21 protein-coding genes and 1 pseudogene are annotated in these 24324 nt (G+C 47.8%); 2 read left to right on the top strand and 20 right to left on the bottom strand.

Features of this window, described 5'->3' with window-relative positions; all coding sequences use genetic code 11:
* Window positions 1-59: 59 nt before the first annotated feature.
* Genes SALPA_RS17635 through SALPA_RS17625 form a run of 3 tightly spaced genes read right to left on the bottom strand, consistent with a single transcriptional unit; the run spans window position 60 to window position 1909 of the window.
* Complete coding sequence (locus SALPA_RS17635) at window positions 60-1259, bottom strand: ABC transporter permease (protein WP_145096918.1); 1200 nt, start codon at window positions 1257-1259, stop codon at window positions 60-62.
* Between the two features lie 37 nt (window positions 1260-1296).
* Window positions 1297-1692, bottom strand: coding sequence for a DUF4418 family protein (locus SALPA_RS17630; protein WP_145096915.1), 396 nt, complete (start codon window positions 1690-1692; stop codon window positions 1297-1299).
* Between the two features lie 28 nt (window positions 1693-1720).
* Complete coding sequence (locus SALPA_RS17625; protein WP_145096912.1) at window positions 1721-1909, bottom strand: hypothetical protein; 189 nt, start codon at window positions 1907-1909, stop codon at window positions 1721-1723.
* Window positions 1910-2209: 300 nt separating this feature from the next.
* On the opposite strand from SALPA_RS17625, the gene SALPA_RS17620 reads away from it, so the two are divergent.
* A complete protein-coding gene (locus SALPA_RS17620) occupies window positions 2210-3502 on the top strand; it encodes an aminotransferase class I/II-fold pyridoxal phosphate-dependent enzyme (protein WP_145096909.1) in 1293 nt (430 codons plus the stop codon).
* A 234-nt stretch (window positions 3503-3736) separates the two neighbouring features.
* Here SALPA_RS17620 and rfaE2 read toward each other — a convergent pair whose 3' ends face one another.
* The 6 genes from rfaE2 to SALPA_RS17590 form a co-directional block, all read right to left on the bottom strand.
* Window positions 3737-4213, bottom strand: a complete 477-nt coding sequence (gene rfaE2 / locus SALPA_RS17615; protein WP_145096906.1) for a D-glycero-beta-D-manno-heptose 1-phosphate adenylyltransferase — start codon at window positions 4211-4213, stop codon at window positions 3737-3739.
* Window positions 4214-4279: 66 nt separating this feature from the next.
* The gene (locus SALPA_RS17610; RefSeq protein WP_145096903.1) at window positions 4280-5284 is read right to left on the bottom strand and encodes a bifunctional heptose 7-phosphate kinase/heptose 1-phosphate adenyltransferase; all 1005 of its coding nucleotides are present in this window, start codon (window positions 5282-5284) and stop codon (window positions 4280-4282) included.
* Complete coding sequence (locus SALPA_RS17605) at window positions 5281-6252, bottom strand: UDP-glucuronic acid decarboxylase family protein (protein ID WP_145096900.1); 972 nt, start codon at window positions 6250-6252, stop codon at window positions 5281-5283. Before SALPA_RS17605 ends, SALPA_RS17610 begins: the two co-directional genes overlap by 4 nt.
* Entirely contained in the window at window positions 6242-7582 is a 1341-nt protein-coding gene (locus SALPA_RS17600) for a UDP-glucose/GDP-mannose dehydrogenase family protein (RefSeq protein ID WP_145096897.1), read from the bottom strand. Before SALPA_RS17600 ends, SALPA_RS17605 begins: the two co-directional genes overlap by 11 nt.
* Window positions 7583-7616: 34 nt before the next feature.
* The gene (locus tag SALPA_RS17595) at window positions 7617-8492 is read right to left on the bottom strand and encodes a glycosyltransferase (RefSeq protein WP_186451115.1); all 876 of its coding nucleotides are present in this window, start codon (window positions 8490-8492) and stop codon (window positions 7617-7619) included.
* Window positions 8493-8522: 30 nt separating this feature from the next.
* Window positions 8523-9419 (bottom strand): glycosyltransferase, encoded by an 897-nt coding sequence (locus tag SALPA_RS17590; RefSeq protein ID WP_145096894.1) that lies wholly within the window; start codon window positions 9417-9419, stop codon window positions 8523-8525.
* 301 nt (window positions 9420-9720) lie between these two features.
* Here SALPA_RS17590 and map point away from each other — a divergent pair, with 301 nt between their 5' ends.
* The gene (map, locus tag SALPA_RS17585; RefSeq protein WP_145096891.1) at window positions 9721-10467 is read left to right on the top strand and encodes a type I methionyl aminopeptidase; all 747 of its coding nucleotides are present in this window, start codon (window positions 9721-9723) and stop codon (window positions 10465-10467) included.
* Window positions 10468-10551: 84 nt separating this feature from the next.
* Here the strand turns inward: map and SALPA_RS17580 are convergent, their stop codons facing one another.
* The 11 genes and pseudogenes from SALPA_RS17580 to SALPA_RS17530 all read right to left on the bottom strand — a co-directional run bounded on the left by SALPA_RS17580 (window position 10552) and on the right by SALPA_RS17530 (window position 24211).
* Complete coding sequence (locus SALPA_RS17580; protein WP_186451114.1) at window positions 10552-10980, bottom strand: biopolymer transporter ExbD; 429 nt, start codon at window positions 10978-10980, stop codon at window positions 10552-10554.
* A 5-nt stretch (window positions 10981-10985) separates the two neighbouring features.
* Window positions 10986-11576: a MotA/TolQ/ExbB proton channel family protein gene (locus SALPA_RS17575; protein ID WP_186451113.1), complete on the bottom strand. Its 591-nt coding sequence runs from the start codon at window positions 11574-11576 to the stop codon at window positions 10986-10988.
* A 39-nt stretch (window positions 11577-11615) separates the two neighbouring features.
* Window positions 11616-12353 (bottom strand): energy transducer TonB, encoded by a 738-nt coding sequence (locus tag SALPA_RS17570; RefSeq protein WP_145096883.1) that lies wholly within the window; start codon window positions 12351-12353, stop codon window positions 11616-11618.
* 465 nt (window positions 12354-12818) lie between these two features.
* Entirely contained in the window at window positions 12819-13946 is a 1128-nt protein-coding gene (locus SALPA_RS17565) for an RNA-guided endonuclease TnpB family protein (protein ID WP_145096880.1), read from the bottom strand.
* A 176-nt stretch (window positions 13947-14122) separates the two neighbouring features.
* A pseudogene (locus tag SALPA_RS33285) lies at window positions 14123-14167 on the bottom strand (hypothetical protein); the annotation flags it as partial.
* A gap of 542 nt (window positions 14168-14709) precedes the next feature.
* Window positions 14710-16290 (bottom strand): tetratricopeptide repeat protein, encoded by a 1581-nt coding sequence (locus tag SALPA_RS17555; RefSeq protein ID WP_145096877.1) that lies wholly within the window; start codon window positions 16288-16290, stop codon window positions 14710-14712.
* Complete coding sequence (locus tag SALPA_RS17550; protein WP_145096874.1) at window positions 16287-17888, bottom strand: tetratricopeptide repeat protein; 1602 nt, start codon at window positions 17886-17888, stop codon at window positions 16287-16289. The genes SALPA_RS17555 and SALPA_RS17550 overlap by 4 nt, the downstream gene beginning before the upstream one ends.
* Window positions 17885-19684: a tetratricopeptide repeat protein gene (locus tag SALPA_RS17545; RefSeq protein ID WP_186451112.1), complete on the bottom strand. Its 1800-nt coding sequence runs from the start codon at window positions 19682-19684 to the stop codon at window positions 17885-17887. Before SALPA_RS17545 ends, SALPA_RS17550 begins: the two co-directional genes overlap by 4 nt.
* A gap of 45 nt (window positions 19685-19729) precedes the next feature.
* Window positions 19730-20611, bottom strand: a complete 882-nt coding sequence (locus tag SALPA_RS17540) for a glycosyltransferase family 9 protein (protein WP_145096868.1) — start codon at window positions 20609-20611, stop codon at window positions 19730-19732.
* 4 nt (window positions 20612-20615) lie between these two features.
* Window positions 20616-22160 (bottom strand): tetratricopeptide repeat protein, encoded by a 1545-nt coding sequence (locus SALPA_RS17535; RefSeq protein WP_145096865.1) that lies wholly within the window; start codon window positions 22158-22160, stop codon window positions 20616-20618.
* Window positions 22157-24211, bottom strand: coding sequence for a tetratricopeptide repeat protein (locus SALPA_RS17530; RefSeq protein ID WP_145096862.1), 2055 nt, complete (start codon window positions 24209-24211; stop codon window positions 22157-22159). The genes SALPA_RS17535 and SALPA_RS17530 overlap by 4 nt, the downstream gene beginning before the upstream one ends.
* Window positions 24212-24324: the final 113 nt, after the last annotated feature.

Genomic DNA, 24324 nt, shown 5'->3' with positions numbered 1-24324 from the left:
AAATCAAAGGAGAGCTTTCCTAAACTAAGCTTAGGGAAGCTCTCCTTTGTATATCTCCTTCAGTCAAATTCGCCTCTGGTCATGATAACACTTGGATCAATTCGGCTTCCCCGATAAGCTGGCAGCCAGGCAGCTACAGCGCCTAACCCGGTGAATAGCACCGTAATACCTAGGGCCATAGCAGCAATAACCTCCCAGGATGGCTGAACAAAAGGAAAAGATTGATACGCTTCCAGTAGTTGCAGGCTTCCTTTATACAAGCCGCCGCCAAGCAGCAGACCGGCTATTGATCCTGTCAGGGATACTGCCGCCGCTTCGCCAACAATAACTGCGCTAATGTCCCGCCCGGTAGCACCAAAAGCCAGGTAAAGGCCCCATTCCGCCTGCCGTTCCCACGTCAACGTATAAAACCGGGAAAAAAGCTGCAATAAGGATGTCAATATTGTCAATAAACCAACACCACCAATGAGGAATACAAACACAGTAAACTGGTCAGCAATACGTTTTTTAACCTCTGCGGCTACAATCGGCTTCATTAAGCCAACATTTTGAATATCAGTTACCACTGTATTGATATCTGCGCCCTCATCAACCTGCACCAAAATGGTTGAAATCAGTTCAGACGGCGGCCCCTGTTTAGCCCAAACCTGTTTAAGTGAAGTATCCCTGGCAACTACCCGTCTGGCCTCATTCATACTGACAAGCAAAGAATAATCCAGCGTTGTCCCGGTTTCTTCGGCTACAGTAACAATATTGTACCACTTGCCTAAAATCGATATTTTATTCTGGGTCCAAGTAGGTACTTTCGCCCCTAAGATAACCTCGTCATCAGTGAGCTCTGTTTTGTGTACCTTCTTCAGCCAGGGCGCGATAATCCAGTCATTAGTCGAATCATAACCAATCATTCGGTTTTGAGTCCCGATATCATGACAGTCAGCAGTCAGGGAGTGAGTATAAAACTGTGGTGTGACCGTACGAACTCCGGGAACATTTCGCACACCCTCTACATACGATTTTGGCATATACGAATTGGCAGTTGCCCCGCCAAATAAGAGCAAACTGGGTTCAAGAGTCACCCCGTACGGTACAATAACAATATCTGCTCCCATACGCTGTTTAGAAAGCTCCATACCTGATGAAACTCCCTTATACATAGCCCCAATACTAAAGACAATAGCTGCTCCGACGGCAATGGAAACAATAATAGCAATACTCTGCAGCCGGCGATGCAACAGGCTTTTCCAGATAAGAAATATCATAATCGAGTCTCTCCTAACAATTCATAGCCTTCATTCACTAGCCTGCTTTTCTTCCAGTCAGCCATACAATTCCTGCTCCGGACAGAGCTAGCCAACCGCCGCCGATATTGCTGAAAAAAGCTGTCTTCATGCATCCGCCCGCCTGGCAAATACCGCTCGCCCATGGCTGCGGCAGGACAATTACTATAATTCCTATAAGCAAGAGTATAAACCCGGTTAATAAACGAGCTTCCTCTGTGCGCAATACAAACAAAGCACTGGCGAGAATTACCGCAAGCAATGCAAAAATAAATTCTGCCTGATAAGTATAATGGCAGCTCATCGGACTGCCATTTTTCATAAGCCCATTGCAGATAGGAATAAGTCTGGGCAAAATCAGCAGCGCGATACTAATAAGAAGTGCGCTCCAGGAAAATAACTTATATTTTGTCATAAACCCAACTCCTTTTTTCACTTTGAACTTAGGCTTTACCATTTGGTATTATAGGTAATGGAGACACGTTGCCACCAGTGATAATAACTGACGACTGTGACGAGTTGTGCATTTCATGAGCCCCCTCCTGTCGAAATGGCACCCGATTGAATCCGGCATATAAAGCGCCAATTCCCAATACAAATACCAAAAACGCTGCCACTAAAAACCTTGTCATAGTTTTCCCCTCCTTAACTTTTTGTAAGAATAACCAAAGGCCAGGATTGCCTATAAAGCAATCCTGGCCTTTGGTTATTCCAATCAGCCTGACACTAACAATATCTACACCGAAACCAGTGTATAATAAAAAGGCCATATCCCCTATAACGGAATATAGCCTCTGATTCTTACCAGTCAGCAATGATGTTTTTATATTTTATCTTAATTGCATTAATTATATCGCTAGAAAAAGCAATTGTCAAATGTATTCCCATCCTCTAGAAAATTCTGTATAATGAATACAAAGGAGCGATGCACAATGAGCAAGTTGAACGAAATGAATGACCTGCTGCTGCGAGAGCACTATTCTACATTGGTCAGCAGTTATGAAAAATTCCAGGCACAAAAGCTTACACTGAATATGTCCCGCGGCGTACCCTGTCCTGAACAATTAGACCTGTCTGCCGGACTTTTTGATTGTCTCAAGGAAAACGATTATAAAGCGGTCAATGGTATTGACTGCCGAACTTACGGCGCAGTGGACGGCATCCCGGAAGCCAAAGAACTTTTCGCCCAGGTCCTGGAAGTAAGCCCTGGCGAAATCATAATCGGGGGCAATTCCAGTTTGACACTGATGCATGATCTGATTGCCCGGGCTATGTTGCGCGGGTTGCCGGACAGTACCACTCCCTGGGGGAAACTGCCGCAAGTAAAATTTCTCTGCCCCAGCCCCGGCTATGACCGGCATTTCGCTGTCTGCGAATATTTAGGCATTGAAATGATTCCCATAAACTATTTGCACGACGGTCCGGATATGGATCAGGTAGAACAATTGGTAGCCGCCGATTCGTCAATTAAAGGCATCTGGTGTGTGCCCAAATACAGCAATCCCTCCGGCATCACGTATTCTGCTGCTGTGGTGGAACGACTGGCAGCCATGCCTGCCAAAGCACCCGACTTTCGGATTTTTTGGGATAACGCGTATACGATCCACCACCTGACCGCTACCCCGCCCTGCTTAGTAAATATTCTTGCTGCCTGTAAAAAAGCCGGGCACCCTGACAGGGTTTTTATATTCGGTTCCACTTCCAAAGTCAGCTTTCCCGGTGCCGGTATTGCCATGGTAGCCGGCAGTGAGAGTAATATCAACTGGCTAAAAAAAGAAATCAGCATCCAAACCATCGGACCTGATAAAATAAACCAGCTGCGCCACATCCGCTTTTTTAAAGACCTGGCTGGAATTCAAGCTCATATGCGCCGCCATGCAGCCATTCTCAAGCCTAAGTTTGATTTAGTGCTGGAGACTCTGGAGGCCGGGTTGGGAGATAAAGGATTGGCTGCCTGGAGCAAACCACAGGGTGGTTACTTCATAAGTCTTGACACACTGCCCGGGTGTGCCCGAAAGGTAGTAGCTAAAACCGCTGCCGCCGGGGTCATACTTACCCCTGCCGGCGCCACCTTTCCTTACGGGAAAGACCCGGAAGATAAAAACATCCGGCTTGCTCCCACATTCCCGCCATTAGCCGATTTAAAACAAGCTATGGAATTGCTGGCTCTTTGCATTCAGTTGGTTAGTACCGAACAAGAATTAGAAAAGCGGGGCCTTCGTTGATCGTTTAATTTTTCCGTTCCGTTGAATGTATATGAATGAGATACTTATACTGCCATGGTCTCATCACCAACCCACGGAAGCCCTCGGGAAACCCGGGGGTTTTGGGTTTTTTATACGGATTTTTTAACGGAATACCGCCCGGCTTTTCTCCTGCGAAACGCTTTTTCCAGCAAAGGCCGAAGGGTTACGGGAGTTACGGGAACAAAATAGTAAACATAATCCCCACCTAACATGTTAGGTGGGGATTATGTTTACTATTTTGTTAATTATATTACTCGACGACCGCCCGGGAACAGGGGGAATTAACACTGTTTTACCGCCGTAACTTGAGACTGCTTGGGCTTCAGGAATGTCCTCAATACGATAATCGCCCCCTTTGACATAAATGTCCGGCTTTATTGCCGCCACCAATCCTGTGGCAGTATTGTCACCAAATATAACCACATAATCAACTGCAGCCAAAGCGGACAATACTTCCGCCCTGTCCTCTTGCCCGTTTATCGGCCGGGTCATTCCTTTTAGCCTTCTTATCGATTTATCACTGTTTAGACCAATAATCAGGCAGTCACCCAGCCTTCTTGCCGCTGCTAAATACCGGACATGGCCGCTATGCAGCAGGTCAAAACAGCCGTTGGTAAATACGACAACCTTGCCGGCCACTTTAAGCGTATCAGCAATCGTTTTAATTTGATCACGCTGCACCGTTTTCATATCATATACATCCTAAAAAATCAATTTAATCATCTAAGAATCCCACGGCTTCAGCCGCACAGAGTGTTACACTTGATATTGATACCTGCTGATCGCTGCCGCAAGTTCGTCTGGTGTAGTAGTGGCTGTGCCGAGCTTTCTGACGACAATACCTGCCGCGAAATTGGCCAATCGCGCCGCCTCCAAATACGATGCGCCGGCAGCCAAGGCCAGGATCATAGCTGCCACTACCGTATCGCCGGCGCCGGTAACGTCGTAGACTGCGCTTTTATTGGTCACAGGAATCTGCGAAACTTTCCCGGAAGCCTCGAACAGCGTCATGCCGTCCGGTCCACAGGTTATCAGCACGGCTTGGGCATTTAGACGCTCAAGAATAGTCCAGCCGGCTGTAACCAGGGTATTTTCATCAACGATCTCGTACCCCACCGCTGCGGCGGCCTCGGATTCGTTTTGTTTAACTACCGTAACACCGGTATAGGCCTTAATATTATACCGCGAGTCAACTATACAGGGAATTCCGGCCCTCTGGCAGCCGTCAATAACGCTGCGTATAATGCCGGGCAGTACAGTCTGACTGCCGTAGTCGCTGAGGATTACGCCAGCCATATTTTCAATATGGGATAAGATATAATTTTTCACAGCCTGCAGCCCGCTTCCTGATAGCGGTTCTTTTTTTTCCCGGTCAATCCGCACAACCTGTTGCCGTACAGTGGCTTGTCCACCGGCCATAACCCGGGTTTTCGTAATTGTGGGGCGTGAGGGGTCAATAATTATTCCATTTGTATTAACTTGCTTCATTTGTAAGTGCTGCGTTAATTGTTGTCCGGCATAATCTTCGCCAACTACGCCTACGGCGTACACACAGCCGCCTAAGGCAGCCGTATTATGCACAGCATTGGCGGCTCCTCCCGGAACAACAGTTTCTGCCATGTGCTCCAAAATAAGCACAGGCGCTTCCCGCGAAATGCGGGATATTTTCCCCTCAACATAGACATCAGCTACCATGTCGCCGATGACCATAATCTTACGATTCTGCAGCTTGGTAATGAGCCTAAGGAGAGTGGTATTCAAAACAATCGCTCCTCTCTGAAACTGCGAAATGCTAATACCTTGCGAAAATAAGCAATTGTCTTTTGCAAGCCCTCTTCCAAAGCCACTTTAGGCTCCCAGGCAAGCTTTGATTTAGCTAATTCAATATTCGGATGACGTTGTCTGGGATCATCCTGAGGCAAGGATTTAAACACCAGCTTTGATTTAGAACCAGTTAACCTAAGTACATTTTCGGCTAATTTAAGCATCGTCAACTCACAAGGATTCCCTAAATTAACCGGACCGCTGCAGCCGCTTTCTGTCGCCATCATGCGAATCATTCCTTCAACAAGATCATCCACATAACAAAAAGACCTTGTTTGTGTCCCGTTGCCATAAATAGTGATATCCTGGCCTTGCAAAGCTTGAACAATAAAATTGCTCACCACCCGGCCGTCGGCTAAATTCATCAATGGTCCATAGGTGTTAAAAATGCGGATAACCTTACTATTTACGCCATACTGACGATGATAATCAAAAAACAACGTTTCCGCACAGCGTTTGCCCTCATCATAGCAACTACGGGGACCAATCGGATTTACATTACCCCAATAACTTTCGTCTTGAGGGTGAATGGCAGGATCGCCATATACTTCTGAGGTAGATGCCTGTAAGACCTTGGCTTTCAGAAAACGCGCCAGTTCAAGAACATGGATTGCCCCTAAGACACTGGTTTGTGTTGTTTTGGCCGGGTTATACTGGTAATGTACCGGACTCGCCGGGCAGGCCAGATTATATATCTCATCTACTTCGAAGTGCAGCGGTAACGTTACATCATGTCTTACCAGCTCAAAGCGGGAATTGTTTAACAGGCTGCTCACATTGGCTTTCGCGCCGGTAAAATAATTATCCAGGCAAATGACTTCATGGCCCTGCTGCAATAACTTTGCACATAAATGAGCGCCGATAAAGCCGGCGCCACCGGTAACCAGAATTCGCTTATTGCACATAGCAGCTTCTCCCTATGCAGTAATACTCGAACCCGAGCCTCGCCATCTGTTCAGTTCGATACTGATTCCGGCCGTCAAAGATAACCGGCTGGTTCATTTTGCTTTTTATCTCCACAAAGTCAGGCTGCCGGAACTGCCGCCACTCGGTAACCACTAGCAACGCATCTGCATTTTGTACTGCTTCCAGCATATCTTTACTATAGGTAATACTTGCCGCATAATCCCCAAGAACTGTTTTCGCCTGTTCAATGGCTTCCGGATCATAGGCCTGAATGGTTGCCCCCATGTCAATTAATGATTTGATTATCGTGATCGAAGGAGCTTCGCGCATATCATCTGTCTGGGGTTTGAAGGCCAGACCCCAAAGGGCAAACCTTCTGCCATTTAAAGCCTCACCAAACCGTTTTTTCACCATATCCACCAGGTAATATTTCTGACGCTCATTCACAGCTTCAACAGCACTTACAACATCCATTGCTATTCCGTTCTTACAACCTGTACTTACAAGCTCTTTTACGTCTTTGGGAAAGCATGACCCGCCATACCCCGAACCGGCATATAAAAACTGCATACCAATACGGCTGTCTGAACCAATTCCCAAACGTACATTGGCAATATCGCCGCCGACTTTATCGCATAACTGGGCAATCTCATTCATAAAGCTGATGCGGGTTGCCAACATGGCGTTTGCCGCATATTTAGTGATCTCGGCTGATTTAATGTCCATAATTAAAATTGGCTGCTGATTGCGGCTAAAGGGCTCATATAGCTGCTTCATCAGTTCTGCGGTTCGCACATTATCTGTACCAATAACAACTCGATCAGGACGCATAAAGTCTGCCACTGCCGCCCCTTCTTTAAGAAATTCCGGATTTGATACAACATCAAATTCTAAGTCAGCCTGAGCTCGTACTGTCAATTGCTGTTTGATAATATTTTTCACCTTATCGGCAGTGCCAACAGGCACAGTAGACTTATTTACGACTATCAGATATTTATTCATAGTCGCACCAATGTTGCTGGCAGCATCTAAAACATAGGAAACATCAGCTGAGCCATCTTCCCCTGGCGGTGTACCAACGGCAATAAAACAAACTACAGCATCTTTTAGTCCTTCTTCCAATTGAGTGGAAAAAGCAAGCCGTTCTTCAGCAACATTTTTCATAACCAGCTCTTTTAATCCCGGCTCATAAATTGGCAATATACCAGACTTAAGTCTAGCGATTTTTTCTGTATCAACATCCACACACCAAACCTTATTGCCCATTTCAGCAAAGCATGTTCCTGTTACCAAACCAACATAGCCTGTCCCAATAACACAAATATTCATTATTTCTCCCCACCCTTCTTTGCCGTATCCGGATTTATATCTTAGTTGAGGTTGTCTGCTGACCTAATTCATTGGCCAGTTTTGCTGCTTCCTGCTTAAGATACTCATTCCAGTCAATAGTAGGTGATAAGAACTGGTTTTCCATATGAATCGCACTGGTAGGTATTGGCACCCATAATTTATAGGTGCGCCCAAATAGTAACTGCCACCAGCACCAATGCCAGGCTAGTCGATAATGGTAAGCAATCCAGTCCTTGGAAAAATATTTTAAGCAGGTTGCGAGATCAAACATTTTGCATTTTGTCAGACTCAGCCACAGAGCGGCATCCGAATTTCCCTGGACATAGGTATTAAAAATAGCACAGGAGTCAAGTAATGTAGTTTTCGTAGTAAGAAAAGTTAAACAAGTAGAGGCGGCGGTCATCCAATGTCTGTTGCCAAAAGCTTTAACCGTCCTTTGATGGTCATGCAAGCTTATCGTATAATAATCCAAATGATCATAAGGTGTAACAAAATCCACGTCTCTGTCAGATCTTATAAATTCAACCATGTTTTCCAGCTGATTAGGTAAATATAGATAGTCATCTTCCGCAAAATAAACATATTCACTATATTTTTGTCCCAGTAGTATGTGTAGCTGCAGATTAAAGGTAGCAGCATTGCCTTCTCCTGGTAATTGAATCAATTCCAGGCAGTCATCATCAAAATATTTTCTAAATAACTCTGTATATTTGGCTGGACAATTATCTAACAGCACCCACAACTTTACCTTAAGTGACCCTAAGGATTCTTTAAATGACTTTAAACATAGCTCAGATAACATATACTTATCATCACTAAATACCGGTGGAACTTTTGATACTCCTGGATATATCCGGTAAGCAACAGCTAAATCGTATTTTTTTGCCACCTTTTATTCACCTCCCATTTTTGCCAACAATCAGGAATTCATAAGACATAAATTTTTCCTCAGTGCTAAAGAAACATAGTCGGACATATTTTCATAAATTAACTTTTCATTAATAAACCCGTTCTCGTTCGCTATCGTCCAAATTAAGACATTAATCGTTTTTAACTTGTCTTCTATACTGTGGTCTGATTCGGCAATGCATCTGATTACCGACTGCAAAAAAGCAGTATATGGTTTATCAGGCAACTTTTTTGTATGGTCAATACTCTGCAAATTTTGTTCCACTGTTCCCGGATTCAGTGGCAAGCGATAGAAAAATAAAGGTTCTTCTACTTTGGCCATATTCCCCTGCAATAACATGTCGACAATTAAAACAACATCGCCCGCAAACTCACCCCGGTACATTTTGGTTTGGCGCAGCATTTCAGGCCGGATAATACCGTAAATAGCCCACCAGCCTACTCTGCGGAAAACTTCCCGGATGCGCATTTCCACAGGCATCCCTGCGGTGCCAATATTGCTGTAATCAACAGCGCCGCGACTATTGCCATATTCATCAATAAAATCGATTTCACTGAGCGCCAGGATACAATCAGGCGATTCTTTGAGTTTTTTTAAGCACTTGGCAATATAGTCCGGGTGAAAAATGTCATCCTGGCTTGCCCACATAAAAAACTCTCCATCAGATAAGTCAAACGTTTTATTGAAATTCCTGGCCCCACCCAGCCGGGTCTCATTGTTGATAATTTTAATGCGCTTATCCTTGGCCGCAAAAGCATGACAGATGTCTAACGTTCCATCTGTCGAACCATCATCGCAGATAAGAATGCTAAAATCGGAAAAAGTCTGATTTAGCAACGATTGCAAGGTTGACTGTATGTACTTCGCCCCATTATAAACAGGCATGCCGATAGCAACAGTTCCCATAATACGCTCCCTCTCTTCTCATCGAATTTCCCATAATACCGTTTGTTCCAATGATCAAGCGGTAACTAGGACGTCTAATAGAAACATTCATAACTCATGTGTTTTTCAACCCCTTTTTTAGGGATAATCACAACTGAAAAAAGGCCTCCTTTGTCTTTATAAATGTGGTTTCGCCAACCAATCTATAGAAGCAAAGGAGGTCGTTTAAAATTTTTAAATCCATATAATATACATATATATATAATTTCATTAATCTCGAAAAATTTATTAAAATTATGCTGATTGAGGAGGAATACCTCGTATGATTGAATTAAAAAGCGAGCGGGAAATAAAAATGATGCATGAAGCAGGTAAAATGCTGGCTTGTTGTCACCAGGAAATCAGAAAAATTATCAAGCCGGGTATTGCCACATTAGAAATTGATAAGTTTGTTGAAGATTATTTAGCAAACCGGAACGCTTCGCCTGAGCAAAAAGGTTATCTGGGTTATAAATATGCTACCTGTGCCTCTGTTAACGATCAAATTTGTCATGGATTTCCTAATAGCAAACCACTGCAAGACGGCGATATTGTAACAATTGACTTTGTTGTTAACTTAAACGGCGCCCTTGCCGACTCAGCTTGGACTTATTCAGTCGGCAATATTTCTGCTGAGGCAAAACGCCTGTTGCAAATCACTAAAGAATCTATGTACAAAGGCATTGAACAAGCACAGGCTGGAAGCCGGCTAGGGGATATTGGCCATGCTATACAAACCTGTGTGAAAACCGCAGGCTTCTCCATTGTTAGAGATTTTTGCGGCCATGGCATCGGACGAACGATTCATGAAGACCCGGTTGTTCTCCACTATGGTAAACCGGGCAAAGGACTCCGCTTGCAGGAAGGCATGGTCATAACGATAGAGCCAATGGTTAACACCGGCACATGGCAGTGCCAAATAGATCGAAACGGCTGGACAGCAAGAACTGTTGATGGTACACTCTCTGCTCAATATGAACACACGATTGCTATCACAGCTAACGGACCGTTAATTTTAACTGAACAGTAATTAAAGCGGGGCTGTGGAAAAACTTAGAAATAAGTTATCCACAGCCCCGCTTTATATGGTTTTTCGTTATCGCTAGCCTGCAAATCACATGTGGTTTACCGTACTATCACCTGATGGTTTTACCGCTATGGCAACCTTTATTATGCCGCTTTGACGGACGGCGTCCAGTAGTTCAACCACGCGACCATGTTCAACACCGCGGTCGGCATTAATTATTACCGCCGGCAGCAGATCGCGTTTGTTTTGTTGAGTAAGACGCGACACGGCTTCGGCTGGCGAGTTGATTTGTTGCTTATCATAAAAGATATTTCCATCCTGGGTTAGTGTCAGCGTCACTACCTGCTTTGTTTCATCTTGTACACCGTTGGCCTGGGGGAGATTTACCGGCAGGCCGGATTGGTTTGTCATTGAGAGGGTAGCCAGCATAAAAAACACTAACAGGAAAAACATCGTGTCGATCATCGGGATAATCTCGATGCGAGCCTTCTTCATTGGTTTTCGTGCTATTTTCATTGTCATCACTCCTGCGATTGCGTGGTCAGCGCCATTTCAAGCCGGGTTGCATAGTGTTCAATTACCTCGGTTTCCCGCTCGATGCGGGCTACAAAGTAGTTATAAGGTATTAGAGCGATTACTGCCACAGTTATACCGGTTGCGGTGGCGATAAGCGCTTCAGCAACTCCGCCGGTAACAGCATGGGGTTGTCCCGTACCGACCAAGGCCATAATCTGGAACGAGTTGATCATGCCGATTATGGTGCCCAGGAGGCCAAGCAGGGGAGAGAGTGTAACAATGGTATCAAGTACCGATAAACCTCGTTTCATAACAGAGCACTCGGTAATTCCAGCCGATTCCATAGCTTTGGCGGCATCAAGCTGGTGAGTTATACCGGCTGCCATCACCTTTGCCAGTGGCAATGATGAATTTTTTGTTAGGCTCAGGGCATCGTCAATGCGCCCGTAATTAACCAGCTCAAGCACCTCTTCGGCTATAGCTGCCTTTCCCATGCGTTTAAAGAAGAAATAACGTTCGATGATGATGGCGACTGCAATGATGGAGCACAGCGCCAAGGGCAGCATCATCCAGCCTCCTTTGAGAAGTTCAGACATTACTATCATCCTTTCGTAAAATTGATTGGTATGGTTTGCTTATTCCACATCCTTGAGATTAAATTTGATGCGTATGTCTTTATAAACAACTATCGGTTCGCCATTCTCGTCACGGGCAGGTGAATACCGCCAGTTATTTACTGTTTCCACGGCAGATTCCTCGATATCAGAGCGACCGCCCTCAAGTACCGAAAGCACGGTAACTGATCCATCTGTTTCAACCTGGACATGCAGCAGTACATTACCTTCCCAGCCATCGCGCCTGGCGGCCTGCGGGTAACGTGGTTTCGGGGCGTAAGTAAGGGAACCGCGCGTTCGTTCTCCACTACCATTCCCCTTTGACCCCACTTGGGTCCCGCTGCCGGTTGCCGTCGCCACCGTGCCGCTTCCTCCAGGTATTCCGGTGGCCGCAAAGGCAAAAGCGCTTGGTTCACTTGCAGCAGCCGTTGCTCCGGCAAAAACAGGTTGTGCGGTTGGGGTTGTACTCTTCCATTCATCCGGCACCGTAGGGGGCAGGGGTTGGGCAGGGGCCGGAGTCTGGGGAATGGGCTGCGCCATTGCCGGTGGTGCCGGCGGGGGAGACGCTTCGCTGACAGCAGCCGCTGGCTCTGGCACTTCTGGTTCGATAACTGACACAATCTCAACTGCGGTTATGACCGGCGGTGGCTCGGCGGCAAATGGTCTTAACACAAGCAGGGCAACAAGCAGGGCACCATGCAGAAACAGAGAAATTCCAGTTGTTTTAAAATAGGGGTGGTACTCGGTAACGCAATACATGTCTAACCTCCTTTCTTTGATTTCAGCTGATAGAATTTACTCAATTCATTGAAGATCTGATGTTCAGCTTTAGTGAACGAGTTCACTAGTTAGGTCCGACTTTGACATTTGTCACACGCTGCTCTCGCTCTCATGCTCTATCACCCCACCGTCAGTCTAATATGCAATGCTGCACTCACTATCCACAATGAGGGCTACCGAATAGTAGGTATAGCCTAATTTACATATGAACCATTGGTCCAACAAAGGATAGCTTGGTGATTATATCAGCATTAGTCGTCACTACGAACAAGAAGCCGTTACGCAAAACTTATAAAACCCCATAAAAACATTATAAAAGTTTATGTTTACTTCCTCATTCATCGCATCCGACCTCGGCGTACCTACTATCGTTTGATATGATGCTCCCGAGGCTTAAATTCCCGTGTAACTCACGGTACACAGCACCATAATACGTTAAGTGTCTTATGATACTTCATATCTTGATAAATTAATACTTGCGTTCTTATCTCGGTCTATTACAGCACCACAGCACTCACATCGAAATTCCCTTTCAGAAAGTGACAGTTTGGCTTTTACATGCCCACATACTGAACAGGTCTTTGATGATGGATACCATTTGTCGGCTTCTATAAATTCAGTACCCTGTCGCTCTGCTTTATACTGAATAAACCTGCCAAATTCGTAGAGTCCTTGTTGCTGTATAGCTTTGGATAAATGCTTATTTTTCATCATTCCACTGATATTCAGACTTTCCATAACTATCCTCGCTGGCTTGGTTTTCGCTATTTCGGTAGTTACTTCATGCCTGTAGTTGGTTCTGATATTATCAAGACGTTTATGCAACTTTCTAATGTTATTTTCAAGCTTTATAATGTTGCCTGTTTTAACGTAACGCTCTCCTTTCTTGTTTTTATCATATTTATTTGATACTTTGCGCTGCAACCTGCGCAATTTCTTTTCCAGTCTTTTAATTTTCTTACTTTTATTGATGTTTTTATATGGCTTCTCAATTTGGGAGCAAACCGCTAAATACTTAATACCAACGTCAATCCCAATACTTTCACCCGTCAAGTCAACAGACTCAGATTGTATTTCGATACCTACCGATACGTACCAGTGTACACCATCAAATGTTACTCTTGGATTAGTATATTTAGCATTCTCAGGTATCCTGTTTTTCTCAGAGAGCTTAATCCAACCTATCTTTTCAAGTCGCACCTTGCCATTTTTAAATTTTATCTTGTCTGTATCTTGATAGAATTTTGGCTGGCTTTTCTTTCTTCTTTTAAACTTGGGTTTTTCAGCTAATCCTTTAAAATACTTATAATACGCATCACAGGCATCTTTTATAGCTTGTTTTGTTATATTGTTGCTATAGGTATTAAGCCAATTTAATTCTCTTGTCTGTTTTAAAATAGTTAATTCTTTTCTTAACTCCCTGTCGTTTATAAACTTACCGCCGTTTTTATAATTTTCTTCTTGCTTTGCAAGTGTCCAATTATATGCCCATCGGGCTGTGCCAGCACTCTGAAATAATTTAGACATTTGCTTATTATTAGGTTCAAGCCTAACTTTCAGTGCCGTTATCATTCTCCAGTAACTCCTTTATCATCTTCTTGGCTTTATTAGCTCTCCTGCCTTGTAACCTTTCTACTTGACGCTCAAGGTCATCCTTTTTGTTTATTACTCGATACTCTGCAATATCCTACAACTTTTCTTATGGCTGGAGTTTCGCCTTTAAACCCTAAATAATATTGGAGTTGTTGTTAGGAGTAATACCTGTACCCACTTTTTCCTCTATGACTGGGTTTTAGTTTACCAACCTTATCCCAATTTCTAAGGGTTTATTGGGTTACGCTAATTAATTCCGCAAATTCACCGATTGAGTAATATTTCTTATAAACATTCGTTAACTGTTATTAGCCCTCGCCTCTTAGGTGGAGGAGTGCATCACGTGATACGCAGTGAACTCGGTTCAGCAAAGCTGAAACATAAGGAGTTCAGGTGGAAGTCTACTCCACCTGAACTAACGCCGCCTATACAGGCGAGAGTCTTGACTCGTGCACTAAGATAATGCTTCATAAAAAATAAATTAAAACAAACTAAAATATACTAAACCGTAAATATACCCCAGGTTAGTATTGCTTGTATTTGTTTTATTAGGTATTTTTTTACAGGATTCTACATCAATAACAAAATTCCTGCCACGTTTTGGTAAGTTTTAAAAAAATTTCTACTATAGCAGCAAAGCCGCCTTCAGCCCACTGATTTCAATCATGGGCTGAAGGCGGCTTCATGGTTGCTTGCATTCATCTGTTTTATACCACTAACCTTACTGATAATAGTTTTCATGCTATGATAGCAGCCTTAATTCCTGAGCAACCACTGTCATTACAACGTTCCAGTCGCCCGGAGTGCTCTGGCGGAACAGGCGCATAGTCGGATACCAGGGAGTATCGCTTCTGGCTAATAACCACCGCCATTCACCATCTGACGGCAGCAGCGTCCAGACCGGCTTACCCAGCCCGCCTGCTAAATGGGCTACAGCCGTATCGACAGATACAACCAGGTCAAGGTTCATAATCAATGCGGCAGTATCGGCAAAATCGGCAATATCGGCTGTCAAGTCAATGAGCTGCATACCTGGTGGCGGTGTATTGGCCTCCTTGGCCGCCGCGCCTGTTTGCAAGCTGTAGAAAGTCGTGCCCGGTATTCCGGTCAAAGGAGACATCGCCTTGAGGCCGCAGGTGCGGCTTTGTCCGGGGATGTTTGCCGGATCACCGGCCCAGGATAATCCTACCCGGAGGTTTGTGCCGGAGCAATTCATTTTGCTGCGCCAGGCAGCAATAGAGTGCTGACCGACAGTCAGATAAGGAATGCCCGCCGGAATAGTCTGTAAGGTTGTGCCGAAAATATGGGGCAGACTTAGCAGGGGCACAGTTAGGTCAAATTGTGTCTTAGCAATTGCTGCCCCACTTTGTTCGATTAGTTCATCAATTCCGGGTAAGTTAGTAAACAGTCGGAGCAGCGGCTGTTTGGTCGAGAATTGCACAATACCGCCCCTGGCTTTGACCAGCGGCAGGTAACGGCAAAATTGCAGGGTGTCGCCAAAGCCTTGTTCATCATAAACCAGCAAACGCTTGCCGGCAAAATTTTCACCATCCCAGCGCGGCCGACTATCAAACCCTTCATAAAAATGCCGGTACCGGTTGACTTTAGTGCGCCATTCATATTCAGCAAAGCCACGGGCCAGGTCGCCGCTGAGCAAGATAGCCTGAGCGCGGTTATTATATCCCCTCGGATCTGCAGGCTTCAGCGTTATAGCACGGTTATAAGCAAAGATAGCGTCTTCAGCCTTCCCCTGGGACTGCAGCGCATTGCCAAGATTAATATAGGCACCGAACAAATCCGGTTGGAAAGCGATTGCCTGTTGCAACACTTCAACGGCCTCAGACGGTCGCTGTAATTTGAGAAGAGCATTTCCCAGACTAATATAAGCCTCGGCAAAATCCGGTTTTAACGTGATGGCCTGCTGCAACACTGCTGCGGCCTCAAGCGGCTTGTGCAATTTGAGCAGGGCATTTCCCAGATTAGAATAGGCCTCGGCAAAATTTGGTTGAAGCGCAATTGCCTGTTGCAGCACCTCAATGGCCTCAGGCAGTCTTGACAACTCGATAAGGGCGCCGCCCAGATTGTTATAGGCGCCGACTATATCGGGTCTGAGCATGAGTACCTGTTGAAAGGCTTCAACGGCTTCAGACAGTCTTCGCAAAGCGAGAAAAGTGCTCGCTAAGTTAAACCATAATTCGGCATTACCGGGGCAAAGAATTAACCCTTCCTGGTAGCATTGAATGGCAGCCTCCAGCATCCCCTGCTCTTTACGGACATTTCCCAACAGCAGCTGTTGCTGCGCTTTGGATTGGTTTTCATTCATGATGTTTCACCTGCTTTCACTGCCAGCATCCTTACCTCCTGAGCTACCGCTGTCATTACGCCGTTCCAGTCGCCCGGGGTACTCTGACGGAACAGGCGCATGGTCGGATACCAGGGAGTATCGCTTCTGTCCAATAACCACCGCCATTCACCATCTGACGGCAGCAGCGTCCAGACCGGCTTGCCCAGCGCGCCTGCCAAATGGGCTACGGCTGTATCGACAGACACAACCAGGTCGAGGTTCATAATCAATGCAGCAGTATCGACAAAGTCAGCAATATCGTCTGTCAGGTCAATGAGGTGCATACCAGGTGGCGGTGTATTGGCCTCCTTGGCCGCCTCCCCTTTTTGCAAGCTGTAGAAAGTCGTGCCTGGTATTCCGGCCAGGGGAGACATCGCCTTGAGGCCGCAGGTGCGGATTTGTCCGGGGATGTTTTCCGGATTACCGGCCCAGGCTAATCCTATCCGGAGGTTTGTGCCGGAGCAATTCATTTTGCTGCGCCAGGCAGCAATAGAGTGCTGATCAACAGTCAGATAAGGAACGCTTGCCGGAATAGTGTGTAAGGTTGTGTCGAAAATATGGGGCAGACTCATCAGAGGCACTGTAAGGTCAAATTGTGTCCGGGAAATTGCTGCCGCCGTTTGTTCGATTAGTTCATCAATTCCGTAAAAGTTAGCAAACAGGCGGAGCAGCGGCTGTTTTATCGAGAATTGCACGCTGCCACCCCGGGCTTTGACCAACGGCAGGTACCGGCAAAATTGGATAGCGTCCCCGAAGCCTTGCTCATCATAAACCAGCAGGCACTTGCCGGCAAAATTTTCACCACCCCAGCGTGGTCGGCTATCAAACCCTTCATAAAAACGTCGGTACCGGTTGACTTTAGTACGCCATTCATATTCAGCAAAGCCGCAGGCCAGATTGCCGCTGAGCAGGATAGCCTGGGCACGGTTATTATATACCTCCGGATCTGTAGGATTCAGCGCAATAGCGCGGTCAAAAGCAGCGATGGCGTCTGCAACCTTTCCCTGGGACTGAAGTGCAAAACCCAAATTATTATAAGCCTCAGCACAATCCGGTTGGAGTTCAATTGCCTGTTGCAGTACTTTGACGGCCTCAGACAGTTTTCGCATTTTAAGCAGAACATTTCCCAGATTAGTATAAGCCCTGGCCAAATCCGGTTGGAGCGTAATAGCCTGTTGCAGCGCCCGGGCAGCCTCGGACAGTCTTGGCACTGCGAGCAGAGTAGTTCCCAGATTATACCACAATTGGGCACGTTCAGGGCAAAGCGCCAACCCCTTTTCGTACCATTGAATGGCGTCCTCGTACAGACCCTGTTTTTTGAGAGCGCCGCCCAGATTATTATAGGCCTTGGCAAAATCCGGTTTAAGCGCAATTGCCTGTTGCAATGCTTGAGCGGCCTCAGACAGCTTTTGCAATGCAAGCAGGGTAGTTCCCAATTGGTACCATAAATCGGCATTGTCAGGACAAAGCACTACTGCTTCTTGGTAGTATTGAACAGCGTCCTCCGGCAGCCCTTGCCCTGTAAGGGTCTTTCCTTGCGATAGTTGTCGCAGCGCTTCAGATTGGTTTTCGCTCATACTGTTCCCCCTGCCTGCCACGCGCTTAACTCCCGGGCGACTGCTGTCATTACGCTGCCCCAGTTGCCCGGAGTGCTCTGGCGGAACAGGCGCATGGTCGGATACCAGGGGGTGTCGTTTCTGAGCAATAACCACCGCCAATCACAGGCTGACGGCAGCAGCGTCCAGACCGGCTTGCCCAGCGCGCCTGCCAAATGGACTACGGCTGTATCGACTGATACAACAAGATCAAGATTCATAATCAGGGCGGCGGTATCAGCAAAATCGGCAATATCGTCTGTCAGGTTAATGAGCTGCATACTGGCCGGCGGCGTATTAGCCTGTTGGGCCGCTTCACCTTTTTGCAAACTGTAGAAAGTCACGCCAGGTATGCCGGCCAGTGGTGACATCGCTTTGAGGCCGCAGTCGCGGATATGTGCAAAGGCGTATGCCGGATTACTGCCCCAGACTAATCCTATTCGCAAGTTTGTTCCGGAACAATTCATTTTACGATGCCATACAACAATTGAGTGCGAATCGGCAGTCAGATAAGGAACGCCCGCCGGGATAGTGCGTAATGTTGTGGCGAAAATGTGGGGCAAACTTAGCAGAGGCACCGCTAGGTCAAATTGTGTTCGGACAATTGCTGCCGCAGTATGTTCGATTAGTTCATCAACTCCGGGAAAATTAGTAAACAGGCGCAATAGCGGCTTTGGGGTTGAAAATTGGACAAACCCGCCCCGGGCTTTGACTAGCGGCAGGTAGCGGCTAAACTGGATAACGTCCCCGCAGCCTTGTTCATCATAAACCAGCAGGCGTTTGCCGGCAAAAATTTCACCCTGCCAGCGTGGTTTGTTAGTAAACCATTCATAAGAATGGCGGCACCGGTTAAGTTTAGTACGATACTCATATTCAGCAAAGCCGCGGACCAGGTTACCGCTTAGCAGGATAGCCTGAGCGCGGTTATTGTATACTTCCGGATTTGTAGGATTTAGCGTTACAGCATGGTTATAAAAATCAATGGCCTCTTCAATCTCTCCTTGAAACTGTAGTGCAAAACCCAAATTAATATAGGCATCCGTATAATCCGGTTTAAGCGCGATGGCCTGTTGTAACATCGGGACAGCCTCAGACAGTCTTTGCAATTTGAGCAAGGCATTGCCCAAATTGTTATAAGCTGCGGCCAAATCAGGCTTAAGTGCGATGGCCTGTTGCAATGCTGCCACGGCCTCAGAAAGTCTTCGCAGTTCGAGCAGAGTTGTTCCCAGGTTATGCCATAATTGGGCATCGCCAGGGCAAACAGTTAACCCTTTTTGATAACATTGCACGGCAGCCTCAGATAGCCCCTGCTCTTTCAGGACACTGCCCAGACAAAGATAGGCATTCGGAAAATCAGGTTGAAGCGTGATGGCCTGCTGGAAGGCTGCCATAGCCTCAGACAGTCTTGACGATGAGCTAAAGGCAATCCCAAGGTTAAACCATAAAGCGGCACTGCCAGGACAGATAGTTAACCCTCTTTGAAAGCATTGAATGGCGTCCTCAGTGCAGCCCTGTTCATTAAAGGCATTGCCTAGATTCATATATACGCCGGCAGAATCCGGTTGGAGCGCAATCGCTTGTTGCAAGGCTGCAACGGCCTCAGGCAGTCTTGACAATTCAAGCAGGGTGGTTCCCAGGGCAAACCATAGCTCGGCACTACCGGAGCAAAGCGTTACTCCTGCCTGATAGCATTGCATGGCGTCCTCTAACAGCCCCTGCTTTTTATGGACATTTCCCAGCAACAGCTGTTGCTGCGCTTCTGCTGGGCTTTCATTCATACTGTTCACCTGCCTTCCAGGCATAGGATAGGGTAATTCCCTTACTTATTTTGCTGTTGCTGACAACAGTGCTCTTAGCTCCTGCTCAACTGCTGCCATTACGCCGCTCCAATCGCCCGGATTGGTCTGGCGAAACAGACGCATAGTCGGATACCACGGGGTGTCGTTTCCGGTTAATAACCATCGCCATTCACCGACTGCCGCTAACAGCGTCCAGACCGGCTTGCCCAGCGCGCCTGCCAAATGGGCGGCGGCGGTATCGACTGCGATAACAAGGTCAAGATTCATAATCAGCGCGGCGGTATCGGCAAAATCAGCAATCTCCGCTGTCAAGTCAACGAGCCGCATCCCAGGCGGCGGTGTGTTGGCCGCGTTGGTTGTCGCGTCTTTTTGCAAACCATAAAAAGTCACACTAGGTATCCGCGCCAGCGGAACCATCGCGTTGAGGCCGCAGGTGCGGCTTTGTCCGAGAATGGTTACCTGATTTCCGCCCCAGGCTAATCCTACCCGGAGGTGTGAGGCGGAACAATTAATCTTGTTATGCCAGATGTCAATGCTGCGCTGTTCAACAGTTAGATACGGAACACTCGCCGGAATAGTGTGTAATGTTGTCCCCAAAATATAGGGCAGATTCATCATTGGCACCGTTAGGTCAAATTGCGCCTGGGCAAATGTTGCCGCAGTATGTTCAATCAGTTCATCAACTCCGGGTAAATTAGCGAATAAGCGCAGCAATGGCTGCTGGACCGAGAGCTGCACAATACCGCCCCGGGCTTTGACCAGCGGCAAATAACGACAAAACTGCAGGCTGTCTCTCAAACCTTGTTCACACTGAACCAGCAGGCGCTTGCCGGAAAAATTCTCACCATGCCAGCGCATTTTTTCCCGCGAAAGTTGCCGCAGGGCTTCAGATTGGTTTTCACTCATAATCTCACATCTCTTTCCACTTTCTTAACTCCTGAGTTACCGTTGTCATTACGCCGCCCCAATCGCCCGGAGCTCTCTGACGGAACAGGCGCATGGTCGGATACCAGGGAGTATCGCTTCTATCCAATAACCACCGCCATTCACCAGCCGCAGGCAGCAGCGTCCAGACAGGCTTGCCCAGTGCGCCTGCCAGATGGGCTACGGCGGTATCGACCGATATAACAAGGTCGAGGTTCATAATCAGCGCGGCGCTATCGGCAAAATCGTCAATAGCGTCCGTCAGGTCAATGAGGCGCATGCCGGACGGAGGCGTATGTGCCTCTTGGCCCGCCTCGCCTTTTTGCAGACTGTAGAAAGTCACGCCAGGTATGCAGGCCAGCGGCGACATCGCTTGCAGGCCGCAGGTGCGGATTTGCCCGGAAATGTTTGCCGGATTACCGGCCCAGACTAAGCCTACCCGCAAGTTTGCTGCCGGACTGTTCATTTTAGCGCTCCATGCAGCCACGCAGTTCTGGTCGGCAGCTAGATAGGGAATGTTCGCCGGGATGGTAGGCAGTGTTGTGCCAAAAATGTGAGGCAGACTCATTAAAGGCACAGTCAGGTCAGATTCTGTCCGGACAATGGCTGCTTCATTATGTTCTACCAGTTCATCAATTCCGATGAACTTAGCAAATAAGCGCAATAATGGCTGTTTGGTGGAAAATTGCACAATACCGCCCCGGGCTTTGACCAGCGGCAGGTAGCGGCTAAACTGGATGGCGTCCCCACAGCCTTGCTCATCATAAACCAGCAGACGTTTGCCGGCAAAATTTTCCCCCTGCCAGCGCGGTTTGTCCTCAAACCATTCATAAAAATGACGCAGCCAGTTAAGTTTTGTCCGCCATTCATATTCAGCAAAGCCGCGGGCCAGATTGCCGCTGAGCAGGATAGCCTGCGCGCGGTTATTATATACATCTGGATCAGCAGGATTCAGCGCGCTAGCACGATTATAGGCGGCAATGGCGTCCGCTGCCTTTCCCTGGGCCTGCAGTGCATTTCCCAGATTATTATAGGCGCCGGCAAAATCTGGCTTAAGCGCGATGGCCTGTTGCAGCACTGCCACGGCCTCAGACGGTCTTTGTAGCATGAGCAGACCATTTCCCAAATGCGTATAGGCCTCGGCCAAATCCGGCTGAAGCGTAATGGCTTGCCGCAGCGCTGCGACAGCCTCAGGCAGTCTTGGCACTTCAAGCAGGATGCTCCCCAGGTTATACCATAAAATGGCTTTGGCAGAGTTCGCAGAATCAGGCTCCAACGCCAGTGCCTTCTGAAAACATTGTATCGCTTCACCAGACCGCCCCAGCTTGTGCAGAATAACACCTAAGTTGCACAACGCCTGACTATAATCGGGGTTAAGAGCTAAGGCGTAGCAGAAGCTAGTGAGAGCATCTGTTAACCGGCCTTGCTCCTGCAAGGTGCAGCCTAATTTGTAATGTGTTTGAGCATCGGCCTGATCCAGGTCGGCTTGTACGGGCAGTTGTTGCTGCATTCCGGCTTGGTTTTCGCTCATGCTGTTACACCAGCTTTCGCTGCCGCCAGTGTTCTTAACTCCTGAGCGACTGCCGTCATGACACCGCTCCAGTCGCCAGGAGCACTCTGGCGGAACAGACGCATGGTCGGATACCAGGGAGTGTCGTTCCTGGCCAATAACCACCGCCAGTCGCCGGCCGACGGCAGCAGCGTCCAGACAGGCTTGCTCAGTGCGCCCGCTAAATGGGCGGCGGCGGTATCGACTGATAGTACAAGGTCGAGGTTCATAATCAGCGCAGCGGTATCGGCAAAATCGGCAATATCGTCTGTCAGGTCAATGAGGCACATCCCGGGCGGCGGCGTATTGGCCTCGCTGGCCGCCTCGCCTGTTTGCAAACTGTAGTAAGTCACGCCAGGTATGTCTGCTAACATAGACATCGCTTTGAGGCCGCAGGTGCGGATACGCCCGGGGATGTTTCCCGGATTGCCGGCCCATACTAATCCTACCCGCAGGTCTGATTCCCGACCATTCACTTTGTTCTTCCATGCCGCTACACAGCTATGTTCGACTGTCAGATAGGGAACGCTCGCCGGAATAGTGCGTAGTGTTGTGCCCAAAATATGGGGCAGACTCAGCAGGGGCACAACCAGGTCAAACTGGGTCCGGGCAATGGCGGCGGCAGTATGTTCTACAAGTTCATCAATTCCGGGAAAATTTGCAAACAGGTGCAGCAGCGGCTGCTTGGTCGAGAATTGCACGCTGCCGCCCCGGGCTTTGACCAGCGGCAGGTACCGGCAAAATTGCAGGACATCGCCGAAGCCTTGTTCATCATAAACCAGCAGGCGTTTGCCGGTAAAATTTTCGCCGCGCCATTGCGGCTGGTCATCCCACCATTCATAAGCATGACGGTACCGGTCAACCTTTGTGCGCCACCTGAATTCAGCAAAGCCGCGGGCCAGATCGCCGCTGAGCAGGATAGCCAGAGAGCGGTCGCAATATAGTTCCAGCTTATCAGTCTTCAGCGCGATAGCACGGTCATAAGCGGCGATGGCGTCTTCAGGCTTTCCCTGGGATTGTAGTGCGTTTCCCAGATTAGCATAAGCATCAGCAAAATCCGGTTGGAGTGCGACAGCCTGTTGCAACGCTTTGACGGCCTCAGGCAGTCTTTGCAGTTCGGTAAAAAGGGTCCCCAGGTTATACCATAGTTGGACATTATCAGAACAAACAGCCAACCCTTGTTGGTAGCAGCGAACGGCGCCCTGGGACAGGCCCTGTTCTTCAAGGGCATTTCCCAGATTTGTATAGGCATCGTCAAAATCCGGTTGGAGCGCGATGGCCTGTTGCAGCGCCTGGACGGCCTCAGGCAGTCTTGCCTCTGCGAGCAGGTCGGTCCCCAGGTTGTACCACAATTCAGCATTACCAGGATAAATCGCCAGCCCCTGTTGGTAGCAGCGAATGGCTTCCTCCGGCAGATCCTGTTCTTTCAGGGCATTTCCCAGGCAAATATAGGCATAAAGAAAATCCGGCTGAAGCGCGATGGCCTGCCGCAACGCTACAATGGCCTCAGACAGTCTTGGCACTGCGAGCAAGGCCGCTCCCAGGTTGTACCATAAATCAGCACTGTCAGGGCAGCTTGCCAATCCCTGTTGGTAGCATTGCAGGGCCTCTTCGGACAGGCCCTGTTCTTCCAAGGCATAGCCCAGATTAATATAGGCGCCGGCAAAATCCGGCTGGAGCGCAATGGCCTGCCGTAACGCCCGGACGGCTTCAGACAGCCTTGGCACTGCGAGCAAGGCGGTCCCCAGGTTATACCAGGTTGCGGCACTGTCAGGGCAAATGGCCAAGCCCTGTTGATAGCAGTGAATAGCGTCTGCTGACCGCCCCTGTCTGTTAAGGACATTTCCCAGCAGGCAATACACGTTCACATCCTTTGGCCAGATAGCTATTGCTTCCCTGAGACAGCGGATGGCTTCAGCGTCCTGGCCGCAATTAATATAGGTTATTGCCGCTTGGTACAATTCTCGAGCCTGTGCGAGATTTTGCGCTTGCCAGGACGGTTGCCGCCACATTGCGGCTTGGTTTTCCCGCATGCTGTTCCACCTGCTTTCTGCAGTTTATATAAATAGTAAGTTTACAAAATACATTCATGAATCATGCCTTTTTCAACCCGTTTTTAGTGTATGCTTACACATAATAAAAGCCG

This window comes from Sporomusa sp. KB1, assembly GCF_007830295.1.
GTDB lineage: Bacteria > Bacillota > Negativicutes > Sporomusales > Sporomusaceae > Sporomusa.
Note: the sequence above shows the minus strand (reverse complement) of the source record. Positions and strands in the feature narration are given on the sequence as shown.

What these genes read in the sequence shown, in the direction of transcription:
- SALPA_RS17590 (WP_145096894.1), bottom strand. Translation starts at nt 9,419, where the DNA reads ATGGGAACTGTTGCTATCGGCATGCCTGTTTATAATGGGGCGAAGTAC.
- SALPA_RS17575 (WP_186451113.1), bottom strand. Translation starts at nt 11,576, where the DNA reads ATGTCTGAACTTCTCAAAGGAGGCTGGATGATGCTGCCCTTGGCGCTG.
- SALPA_RS17630 (WP_145096915.1), bottom strand. Translation starts at nt 1,692, where the DNA reads ATGACAAAATATAAGTTATTTTCCTGGAGCGCACTTCTTATTAGTATC.
- SALPA_RS17620 (WP_145096909.1), top strand. Translation starts at nt 2,210, where the DNA reads ATGAGCAAGTTGAACGAAATGAATGACCTGCTGCTGCGAGAGCACTAT.
- SALPA_RS17600 (WP_145096897.1), bottom strand. Translation starts at nt 7,582, where the DNA reads ATGAATATTTGTGTTATTGGGACAGGCTATGTTGGTTTGGTAACAGGA.
- SALPA_RS17625 (WP_145096912.1), bottom strand. Translation starts at nt 1,909, where the DNA reads ATGACAAGGTTTTTAGTGGCAGCGTTTTTGGTATTTGTATTGGGAATT.
- SALPA_RS17605 (WP_145096900.1), bottom strand. Translation starts at nt 6,252, where the DNA reads ATGTGCAATAAGCGAATTCTGGTTACCGGTGGCGCCGGCTTTATCGGC.
- SALPA_RS17540 (WP_145096868.1), bottom strand. Translation starts at nt 20,611, where the DNA reads ATGAGTGAAAACCAATCTGAAGCCCTGCGGCAACTTTCGCGGGAAAAA.
- SALPA_RS17555 (WP_145096877.1), bottom strand. Translation starts at nt 16,290, where the DNA reads ATGAATGAAAACCAATCCAAAGCGCAGCAACAGCTGCTGTTGGGAAAT.
- SALPA_RS17635 (WP_145096918.1), bottom strand. Translation starts at nt 1,259, where the DNA reads ATGATATTTCTTATCTGGAAAAGCCTGTTGCATCGCCGGCTGCAGAGT.
- SALPA_RS17535 (WP_145096865.1), bottom strand. Translation starts at nt 22,160, where the DNA reads ATGAGCGAAAACCAAGCCGGAATGCAGCAACAACTGCCCGTACAAGCC.
- SALPA_RS17545 (WP_186451112.1), bottom strand. Translation starts at nt 19,684, where the DNA reads ATGAATGAAAGCCCAGCAGAAGCGCAGCAACAGCTGTTGCTGGGAAAT.
- SALPA_RS17580 (WP_186451114.1), bottom strand. Translation starts at nt 10,980, where the DNA reads ATGAAAATAGCACGAAAACCAATGAAGAAGGCTCGCATCGAGATTATC.
- map (WP_145096891.1), top strand. Translation starts at nt 9,721, where the DNA reads ATGATTGAATTAAAAAGCGAGCGGGAAATAAAAATGATGCATGAAGCA.
- SALPA_RS17550 (WP_145096874.1), bottom strand. Translation starts at nt 17,888, where the DNA reads ATGAGCGAAAACCAATCTGAAGCGCTGCGACAACTATCGCAAGGAAAG.
- SALPA_RS17530 (WP_145096862.1), bottom strand. Translation starts at nt 24,211, where the DNA reads ATGCGGGAAAACCAAGCCGCAATGTGGCGGCAACCGTCCTGGCAAGCG.
- SALPA_RS17570 (WP_145096883.1), bottom strand. Translation starts at nt 12,353, where the DNA reads ATGTATTGCGTTACCGAGTACCACCCCTATTTTAAAACAACTGGAATT.
- rfaE2 (WP_145096906.1), bottom strand. Translation starts at nt 4,213, where the DNA reads ATGAAAACGGTGCAGCGTGATCAAATTAAAACGATTGCTGATACGCTT.
- SALPA_RS17565 (WP_145096880.1), bottom strand. Translation starts at nt 13,946, where the DNA reads ATGATAACGGCACTGAAAGTTAGGCTTGAACCTAATAATAAGCAAATG.